Below are 9,194 nucleotides of genomic sequence, written 5' to 3'. Positions count from 1 at the left end.
ATCCCGCCGCTGGTGGTCCACAGCCTGTTGTTCATCGAGAACCGTGACCTGCTCGACCCCGCCCAGCCCCAGGCCAACCCGGCGGTGGACTGGCCGCGCTTTGCCATGGCGGCCTGGTCGCAAGTCGCAAAGGTATTGCACCTGCCCGGTCAAAGTGCCGGCGGCAGTACCCTGGCCACCCAGCTGGAAAAATACCGGCATTCGCCGGACGGCCTGACCTTGTCCGGCAGTGAAAAACTGCGCCAGATGCTGTCCGCCGGTGTGCGCGCCTACCAGCCAGGGCCTGACACCCAGGTGGCACGCCAGAATATCGTGCGCGACTACCTCAACAGCGTGCCGCTGTCCGCCGTGCCGGGGCATGGCGAAGTGCATGGCATGGCCGAGGGTTTGCGCGTGTGGTACGGCGCTGACTTCAAGCAGGTGAACCTGGCCCTTAACGGCACTGAAAATGATGCGGTCCATGTGGCCCAACGTGGCTTGGCTTTGCGCCAGGTGCTGTCGCTGATGATCGCTCAGCGCCGGCCGTCTCATTACCTGGCCAACGGCCGCGATGAACTGGCGCAACTCACCGACAGCCACCTGCGCCTGCTGGCGCAGAACGCCGTGATCGACCCGCCGTTGCTCAAGGCCGCCCTGGCATCCCACGTCACTTACCGCGACTGGCAGCAACAGCCGACCGTGCAGCCCATCGACACCAACAAGGGCATCAGCGTTGCCCGCAGCCGTCTCGCCGCCCTGCTCAACCGGCCGCTGTACGACCTCGACCGCCTGGACCTGTCGGCCACCAGCACCCTGCAAGCCGAGCTGCAAAGCCAGGCCACCGACTACCTCAAGCAACTGGCCGACCCCACCTTCGCCGGCAAAATGGGCCTGCTCGGCGAGCGCCTGCTCACGCCCGCCAGCACGCCCCAGGTGCGCTACAGCTTCACCCTGTTCGAACTGACCCCGGATGGCTCGCGGGTGCGCGTGCAAACCGACAACACTGATCAGCCTTTCGACATCAATGAGGGCAGCAAGCTGGAGCTGGGCTCCACGGCCAAGCTGCGAGTGCTCACCACTTACCTGCAGATCATCAGCGAGCTGCATGATCGCTACGCGGCGCAAACACCCGCCGCGTTGAAAAAAACCGAGATTGCCGAGCAGGACCGCATCAGCCGGTGGGCGGTCGATTACCTGATCCAGAATCCCGATAAGTCCCTGGCCAACATGCTCGATGCCGCCCTCGACCGGACTTACTCGGCCAACCCCAACGAAGGCTTTTTCACCGGCGGCGGCATGCACCACTTCCACAACTTCCGCAACCAGGACAATGGCCGCAGCCCGTCGCTGCGAGACGCCTTGCGCGAGTCGATCAACCTGCCATTTATCCGGCTGATGCGTGACCTGGAGCGCTACGTTACTTACGCAGGCCCCAACAACAGTGCGCAATTGCTCAAGGATGATAACGACCCACGGCGCCAGGAGTACCTGGCCCAATTCGCTGATCGCGAAGGCACCACCTTCCTGCTCAAGTTCTGGAAGAAGTACCAGAAAAAAGACACCCAGGCGCGCCTTGAGACCTTTCTTGACGGGCTGCACCCCACGGCGATCCGTATGGCGGCCGTGCACCGCTACCTGTTCCCCGAGGCTGACCAGGACACCTTTAATCGCTTCGTGCGTTCACATCTGGTGAATGCCAAAACCAGCGACAAACTCACCGACGAACGCCTGCAACGCCTTTACACCGACTACGGCCCGGGCCGCTATGATTTGCCCGACCAGGGCTACATCGCCAAGGTCCACCCACTGGACCTGTGGTTGCTCGGTTACCTGCTCAACCACCCCGACGCGACCTTCAGCGAAGTGGTCAAGGCCAGCCAGTTTGAACGCCAGGAGGTCTACAGTTGGCTGTTCAAGAGCCGTCACCAAAGCGCGCGCGACAGTCGTATTCGCACCATACTGGAGGTCGAGGCGTTCCTGGATATTCACCAGCGCTGGCAGGCGGTGGGTTACCCGTTCGACCACTTGGTGCCGTCGCTGGCCACCGCGATTGGCAGCTCGGGCGATCGCCCCGCCGCGCTCGCCGAACTGATGGGCATCATCCTCAACGACGGCGTGCGCGGCAAAGTGCTGCGCATCGACAGTCTCCACTTTGCCGCCGATACGCCGTACGAAACCCGCGTGGTCAACACGCCCGATGCGGGTAAACGAGTGATGCCGTCCGAGGTCGCTACCGCGCTGCGCGGCGCGTTATCGCAAGTGGTGGACGCGGGCACGGCCAAGCGTGTTTCCGGCAGTTTCGTGCAGGCCGACGGTACGCCGATGGCCATGGGCGGCAAGACCGGCACCGGCGACAACCGCATCGAAGCGATGGGCGCCGGCGGCCGAGTGATCAGCTCCAAAGCGATCAACCGCACCGCCACGTTCGTGTTCTACATCGGCGAGCGCTACTTCGGCACCCTAACCGCCTTTGTGCCAGGCAGTTCGGCGCAAAACTTCAAGTTCACTTCGGCACTGCCGGTGCAGGTGCTCAAAGGCATGGCGCCGATTTTGACCCCGTACTTGCAAGGCAGCGGCACCCTGCTGTGCCATGGGGCATGACCGAAGCGCCTGGGGTGAAATGGGGTTTTTGCGGGAGCTGGCTTGCCTGCGATGGCGGTGGTGAATTCACTATTGCTATCGCAAGCAAGCCAGCTCCCACATTTAATTTTTAGCGCTGGCAACACTGATCCCCTGTGGGAGCTGTCGAGCTTTAGCGAGGCTGCGAAAGCGGTGGGCCAGGCAACTTATAACTTGCCTGTGCCGCCGATTTCGCGAACGGCAAAGTGCATGTCTCAAGGCGCCGGAAAATCAAACAGCAGGTGTACCGTGCCGTAATACTCGCCGCCCTTGTAGCCGTCTTCCGGTTCAACGGCGGTGATTTCCAGTTCAGCGCGACGGCCCGAGCGGGCTTCATCGGCGCTGATCACCAGGGTTGAATCGAGAGTCAGCGGCACCCGGTTGAACAACACCTGCAAATCGATACGGTTGCGGCCACTCAACAGATAAGGCGTGTCACCAAGGCGCGCCGCCACGCCGCCGTTGATGTTTTTCACATCAAAGTTCTTGCGCAGACGGCCCAGCCGGGCTGTCGCAAGGTCCCAGGGCAGCACTTGGTCCTGGCCCATCCAATCGGACTCGGAAGGCAGCACATAGGCCTCATGGATCGGGATGGTCACCGATACATCAAAACTGTGGCGCTCCTGAAATGCCTGCGCCTGGTCACCCGCCAACACAGGCGCCATCAGTACAGCCAGTACCGTCAGTTGCTTGAACATTGTCATCACCCGTTACTGTTGACCGTCATCGTTTTTTTGTTGCGACCTTCGATCAGCTGGAAGTTGAACTGACGCTCCGGCTTTTTCTCCAGCACCAACTGGCGGCCAGGCAGGATGTGGTGCTTGGTGGTGGCCTCACATTCGGTCTTTTTCGTCACCGAACAATCGCGGAACTCATCGAGCACCACCACGCTGTTGCCGGCATTACGCATGGTGTATTGGCTGGCGGTTTCGCTGATCCGGGTATCAAAACGGGTGTCTTGCGGGCGCACGAAGAACACCGTGCCGTACCCGGCCATGACGTTGACTCCGGCGGCCAGGGCGTCCTTGTATTCGGCGCGTTCGGCATCGGTGACAGCAAAGTCATCTTCCTTTTCCGGTACCACCGGAATGAAACGCACACGGAAATAGCGCTCCTTGTCTCGCTGGCCCATGTACAGCAACCGAGTGCCCTGACGCCCGCCGGCCGGTACGATCAGACGAGCCGGGCTGGCCATCAGGCCGTCGCGGTTGGTGGTGCTGCCTTTGGCGTCGGTCATCGACGCGACGGGCACTTCCCTGGACGTGCCGTCGTCGTTGTAGACGATCTCCAGCACATTGACTTTGATAAACGCGGTACTGGTGCCGCCGTTGTAGACACGCTTGAGGTAGGAACTGCGGTCGCCTTCCAGGTAGTCGTAGACCACGCCGACGTTGATAGCAGGTCCCGCATGAACCGCCAAAGACACCAGCCACAACCCCACTGATAACACTGCATGTTTCATGTTTGATTACGCCTTATTGATTGAACCCAGCCCAGCGGCCGGCGTGCGGCAAATATCCGCTCAGACTTCCGAATCCCAGATCACCGTGACCACACCCGAATAGGTGCTGCCCGGCTGTTCGAGCATGTCCTTGACCTGGTCTTTTTCGACTTCGAAGTGCAGCGTTCCAGCACGGTTGTTCACGTAAAACGCAGGCTGGAACAACTCGGTGCCCACGCCATCCAGGCGCAAGGGCTGCTTGTTGACCGCCTGCCCGGCCTGGTTCTGCAAGCCAAAGGGCAGGCTGACAGCAACCTGCAACGGCACCTGATCCCCCGCGCCGTTGCGCAAGCCACAGGTGTTGCCCACCGCAAGGCTGCATTCGAGCTGCATCTTGAAACGCCCACTGGCGGAAATGACAAAGGTCTGGTCACGGAACAACCGCGCCGGTTGGCGCCCACGGTTAAGCCAGGCTTGCCAGCCGCCTTCGGGTAGCAACTCGATGCGGTTGCCGCCCGGTGGGAGATCGACCTTGAGCTCATGCTCTACAGCCAATTGAAAATTGAACGTCAGGGCGCTTTCGGTGGACGCCATCACGTCACCGAAATCAAAATCCCCGCCCGGCCCGATGCTGTAAGTCAGGGAGCCGCGGTATTCGCCGCTGGCCATGCCTAGCGGGTTGGGGGTTTTAAGTTCGTAGCCGTACTCCAAGTGGCTGTAGGTCAAACGCGGAAAAGTGGTGCCCGGGTTTACCGTACAAGCCCCCACGCCCTCCGGGACGATCCAGAAAAACAGTGCGTAACTGGCGGATGCCGCCAAATAGTTAACCCCCTGGCAAGGAGGCGCACCGTTACTCCAATAGTAGGTCCAACCGGTTCCTCCGTTAGCCCACCCGCTGACGCCAGGCGGACGCGGCACATCCCAACGCGTACCAATACCCGCAATGCGCATTTGTACGGTTTCAACCTCACCCGTCCCGACATGGACCACCTGTACATCACGCCAAGATGAAGGCACTTTGAAATAGGCGCCTTTTCGAGGGTCTTCATGGTTGGCTTCGATCGGCTCTACCGACTCGGCCCTGAATGCCGGATCACGGATACTGAAGGTATTCAACGCCTCGCACCTGGCCGGTACGTGCCACGCGCAGACGCCACTGTGGGGCGTGGTGTTTTCGAATTTATTCACCATCGGGTTCGACGGGTCAGGACGAAACACCGCCGTGATGTTCTGCACCAGCGCGTGCGCAGGCAGGCTCATGCTGACCAGCGCCAGCGCGAACGCACACTGCTTCAAGCCGGTTCTCGTTACGTTTTTCACGTTCATAAAAATCCAGTCCATGCCATCAACCAGCGGTTTCGGCGTTGTGGGTTGCTTCTGCCAGGGTGTCCTTGGTGCAGCGCAAATCGCCGATCATCAACACATCGCTCTCACTCGGCGCATTGGCAGGGTCCAGGCGGAACTGACAGAGCAATTGGTTCTGGTAGCGCACTTGCAAGGTCGGTGAACTGGCGCTCATTTCCATCGAGAAGAACCCGTCGACTTCGCTGACCCCACGGCTGGCGTGGTTGATCACGTGATGGCCCTTGAGCGGTGCACCACGCTCATCCAACAACCGGCCGAGCACGGTGACGGTTTTCATCACGGTGATTTTCCGGTAGTCGACCCCGCCCTTGTTCAGGTGATAACTGGCGCGGGTCGGCTGGATATTCGCCGCGGGCGGGTGATTACCTTCAAAGTCGAAGCTCACGCTGCTGCTCTTGTAGGCTGAGACCGGCACGTAGTTGCGCCCCGGCCGCAAGATCGCGCCGCCACCGCCGAGGTCGTCGGCACGCAGGGCGATTTCGTCGAGGTCGGTTTCCACGTCGATGATCATGCCCGCACCGTTGCCCTGGTACTGGCTGCTCAGCAGCATCTGGCCGGCGCCGGCAACGAAGGTGCTGTTGAGGTTCAAGCCACCGCTCAGGTCGCCGTTGAACGAGCTGCGTTGCACAAACCCGTCACCGCTGACCGCGTCCGTATTGAAGCTGGCCATGCCCGACAGGCCGACGCCGTAGGTGTCGGTGATCGCCGTGGCCGAGACGCTTTGCAGCAAGTGGTCGGTGAGGTCCTGGCGCAACGTCACCGAAGCGTTGTTGTCGCGCCCACCGTCACGGGCAGTACGGGTGCCGATGCTGCCGGAAATCTGCCGGCCTTCGGTGCCCAGGTTGACGCTGACGCTCACGTCCACGCCGCGGTTGCGCGCGTCGTTGGTGCCGGCGCTGCCGGGCCGGTCGAACACCGAGAAGCGCCAGTTGGCGTCACTGCCGAACAGGTTGTCGTGGCGGCTCCAACCCAGGTCGATGCCGGCCCCCTCCACATTGCCTTCGCTGTGGGACAGGCGCATGTTCAGGGTGTTTTTCGCATCCAGCCGGTGGTTGACCGACAACGCCGTGTTGCTGGCTTCACCGACGAAGGTGTTGCGCCGCAGGCGTGTGCCATCGGGCAGAGTCTCGTAGGTGTCGCGGGTGTCGAGCCAACTGCGGTTATGGCTGAACACCAGGTTGGTCGCGCCCAGGGTATAGAGCCCTTGCAGGTCCATGCCGGTGCCGTGTTCCTGGGTCTGGTAGAGGTTGGCATACAGGCTGGTATTGTTGGCCACCGTCCAGTCCGCCGAGCCGCCGTATTGCAGCTGCTCGCGCACCTGACGGGCCGACAGGCCGAGGATCACGCGCGGGTGTACCAGATAGTTGAGCGACGCACCGGCCGTCACCGCGCCGGAAGCTTGTTCTTCCCAGTTGCTGAACAACTTGGTCTCGCGCCCGGCGAAAAGGTTATAGCGCCAGCGGTCTTCGGCGTTGCGCCAGTTGCTGGGTTTGTAGACCAGCTCCTGGGTGGTGCTGGTGGTCAGGCCGTCTTCGATGAGGCGCACTTCCACTTCATAGATGCCGCCGGGCAAGGGCCGGGTGTCCAGGGTTTGCAGGCCGGCCGCAACGGCCTGGGTGTTAATCAACAGGCCATTACGGTAAATCTCCACCGCCGCCTGGCGGTTGGCGGTGACATAGATCGGGTACACGCTGGGCTTGGCGTTGTTGATGGCCAGGCTGTCGGAGCTGCCATACATCAGGCCCAGCGCCGTATCGGGGCTGGCGCCGAAGCTGCGCAGTTGGCGGGTCAGGCCATCGGAATTGGGGGTGAAGTGGCCCAGGCGGAAAAACTGCCCTTCGAGTTCTCGCTGGGTATACAGCTCATGGATCGCATGGCGCATGGGCTCGTCATCGCCGCTCTGGCGCGCCAGCTGCAGGTTGAACACCTGACTCCAGTTACCCAGACTGGAACTGGCTTGCAAACCATAGCGTCCGCCGAGGCTGTCCTCTTGGCTGCCATTAAGGTTGAGCTGGTTGTTGATGATCAAGCCGAGGCTGCCACCTTCGGGCTGCTCATGGAAACGCGGGATGTCGCCACTCAGTTCGACGTCTTGGGTGAGGATCGACAGCTGGGAGCTTTCCAGGTTGTAGAAGGCCGAGAGCATTTTCTGCGGGCAGGACTGGGTACAAGCACCCAATGACACGCCTTTTTCCAGCAGTGCTTGCCAGGTGTCGCGGGTGGCGGCCGGGACTTTGCTGTCGGCGGTGTCGGTAAATTCAAGCAAGGTGACACGGTCATCGCGGGACAAAACAATCAGCGCCTCGCCCAACAGTTGCTGGTCAAGGTCCACACGTACCGCCAACGGCACCTCGAAAAAATGATCAGTAAAACCAGCGGGCAAGCCTTGCGCCTGAGTAATCAGACTGCCGGGGGTTGAAGCACCGGAAGAAGCAGGTGCAGCCAGGGCACTCGTACACATCAGCAGCGCTAGCGCAGCCGCGATAGGCGTCATCGGAAACATGAACGGAACACTCTGAATGCCAGAAGACTGGAGAGAAAATCAGGCCGGCGGACCGAGGAGGGAAGTCAGCCGACCTGCAAGCAGATGCCCGTGATTAACGGGCACGCATTGGCCTTATGGGGTGACTGGCAGTACCGCGTCGAACACTACCGGGATCGTGGTTGTGTAGGAGCCACGCTGAGTGGCCGTAGGCTTGGCCGCGGCGATGTGCATTTCCGCCCCAATACCCGGGGTGGAGTCGGCTTCGTTGACCACTTCCTGAGGGCTGCCGCTCAAGATCACACCATTGAAGGTGGTGGTGACCGGGATGTTTTGCGCGGCATCACCGTTGAACAGTACGGCCGGGCCACCTTCGATGTAGGCAGCAACCGAACCGTTGGTGTTCTTGACGTCGTAGGTGGCCCTCAACGAAGCAAGCTCACCGCTGACCAGGTTGTAGGTCATGGTTTCGTCACGACCCCAGTTCGGATCACGCGGTTGTGCGTGGAACACGGTGGTCGGGATGTTTGCCTTGATATTGACGGTGTGGCTGGCTTCACCGGCAGCAGTAGCTGTTACCGAGGAAGACAGTGCCAGAACAGCCAGGGGAACAGCGACAGCAAACTTCTTGAACATGATCAATACCTGTAGTTATCAACATTGATTGATTCGTCGCCAAGCAACTTCTCAACAACGAATAACGCAGACGGTTAGTTGAACCGAACAACGCCAAGCAATGATCAATTCAAATCAACAACAGGTATGCAGGTCGCTTCCCACGGCCAAGTAGCCTTTAGAAACACGGGGCGAACGAAAAGTATGGCACTTTGCCAAAACTTTAAAAATAGCCGTAAGAATCAGCCTACTTGAACATAAGTGTCATAACGGGAAGTGACTGTAAGAGCAATACTACACGCACAAGCGCTGCTATAAAGAGCAACCTGTTAACGCGCCTGTTCGAGCACAAACTCTAATTAAAGTTATAACTCTAAATACTTTTATCGTCCATGCCCCTCGAGCGTGAGCCGCTTGACGCTGCTCACGACCGTTGGTCGTCTCGGGCTATCGTCACCATAAGATATATCTTAAGTTATATCTAAATATGACGGAGGACAGACCATGCGACACGAGCATCGCAGTGAATTTGAAAAACGCGGCGGCCGCGGCCCTCGGGTATTTGCCCCTGGCGACCTGAAACTGCTGCTACCGGCCTTGATCGCCGAGCAGCCCTGCCATGGCTATGACCTGATCCGCCAGATCGAAAGCCTGTTCGACGGCGCCTACAGCCCCAGCCCCGGTGTGATCTAC

At 60.3% G+C, this 9,194-nt stretch carries 7 protein-coding genes; 2 read left to right on the top strand and 5 right to left on the bottom strand.

What is annotated here, in order from left to right; all coding sequences use genetic code 11:
• The coding region (locus FEM54_RS16360) for a transglycosylase domain-containing protein (RefSeq protein WP_138451900.1) at positions 1-2,580 on the top strand (2,580 nt) is incomplete at its 5' end.
• 233 nt (positions 2,581-2,813) lie between these two features.
• On the opposite strand, the gene FEM54_RS16355 is transcribed toward FEM54_RS16360, so the two are convergent.
• From FEM54_RS16355 to FEM54_RS16335, 5 genes are all read right to left on the bottom strand, one after another.
• Positions 2,814-3,296 carry a CS1 type fimbrial major subunit gene (locus FEM54_RS16355; RefSeq protein ID WP_017136325.1) on the bottom strand — a complete coding sequence of 161 codons (483 nt, stop codon included), beginning with the start codon at positions 3,294-3,296 and terminating at the stop codon, positions 2,814-2,816.
• A gap of 5 nt (positions 3,297-3,301) precedes the next feature.
• Positions 3,302-4,060, bottom strand: a complete 759-nt coding sequence (locus FEM54_RS16350; protein WP_138451899.1) for a molecular chaperone — start codon at positions 4,058-4,060, stop codon at positions 3,302-3,304.
• Positions 4,061-4,120: 60 nt separating this feature from the next.
• Positions 4,121-5,380 (bottom strand): hypothetical protein, encoded by a 1,260-nt coding sequence (locus FEM54_RS16345; protein ID WP_138451897.1) that lies wholly within the window; start codon positions 5,378-5,380, stop codon positions 4,121-4,123.
• A 4-nt stretch (positions 5,381-5,384) separates the two neighbouring features.
• Positions 5,385-7,907, bottom strand: coding sequence for a CS1-pili formation C-terminal domain-containing protein (locus FEM54_RS16340; protein ID WP_138451895.1), 2,523 nt, complete (start codon positions 7,905-7,907; stop codon positions 5,385-5,387).
• A 114-nt stretch (positions 7,908-8,021) separates the two neighbouring features.
• Complete coding sequence (locus tag FEM54_RS16335; protein ID WP_017136321.1) at positions 8,022-8,522, bottom strand: CS1 type fimbrial major subunit; 501 nt, start codon at positions 8,520-8,522, stop codon at positions 8,022-8,024.
• Between the two features lie 483 nt (positions 8,523-9,005).
• Between FEM54_RS16335 and FEM54_RS16330 the strand changes: the two genes are divergently transcribed.
• The coding region (locus tag FEM54_RS16330) for a PadR family transcriptional regulator (protein ID WP_138451893.1) at positions 9,006-9,194 on the top strand (189 nt) is incomplete at its 3' end.

The sequence above is a fragment of the Pseudomonas edaphica genome, assembly GCF_005863185.1.
Lineage (GTDB): Bacteria > Pseudomonadota > Gammaproteobacteria > Pseudomonadales > Pseudomonadaceae > Aquipseudomonas > Aquipseudomonas edaphica.
Note: the sequence above shows the minus strand (reverse complement) of the source record. Positions and strands in the feature narration are given on the sequence as shown.

What these genes read in the sequence shown, in the direction of transcription:
- FEM54_RS16355 (WP_017136325.1), bottom strand. Translation starts at nt 3,296, where the DNA reads ATGTTCAAGCAACTGACGGTACTGGCTGTACTGATGGCGCCTGTGTTG.
- FEM54_RS16345 (WP_138451897.1), bottom strand. Translation starts at nt 5,380, where the DNA reads ATGGACTGGATTTTTATGAACGTGAAAAACGTAACGAGAACCGGCTTG.
- FEM54_RS16350 (WP_138451899.1), bottom strand. Translation starts at nt 4,060, where the DNA reads ATGAAACATGCAGTGTTATCAGTGGGGTTGTGGCTGGTGTCTTTGGCG.
- FEM54_RS16340 (WP_138451895.1), bottom strand. Translation starts at nt 7,907, where the DNA reads ATGTTTCCGATGACGCCTATCGCGGCTGCGCTAGCGCTGCTGATGTGT.
- FEM54_RS16335 (WP_017136321.1), bottom strand. Translation starts at nt 8,522, where the DNA reads ATGTTCAAGAAGTTTGCTGTCGCTGTTCCCCTGGCTGTTCTGGCACTG.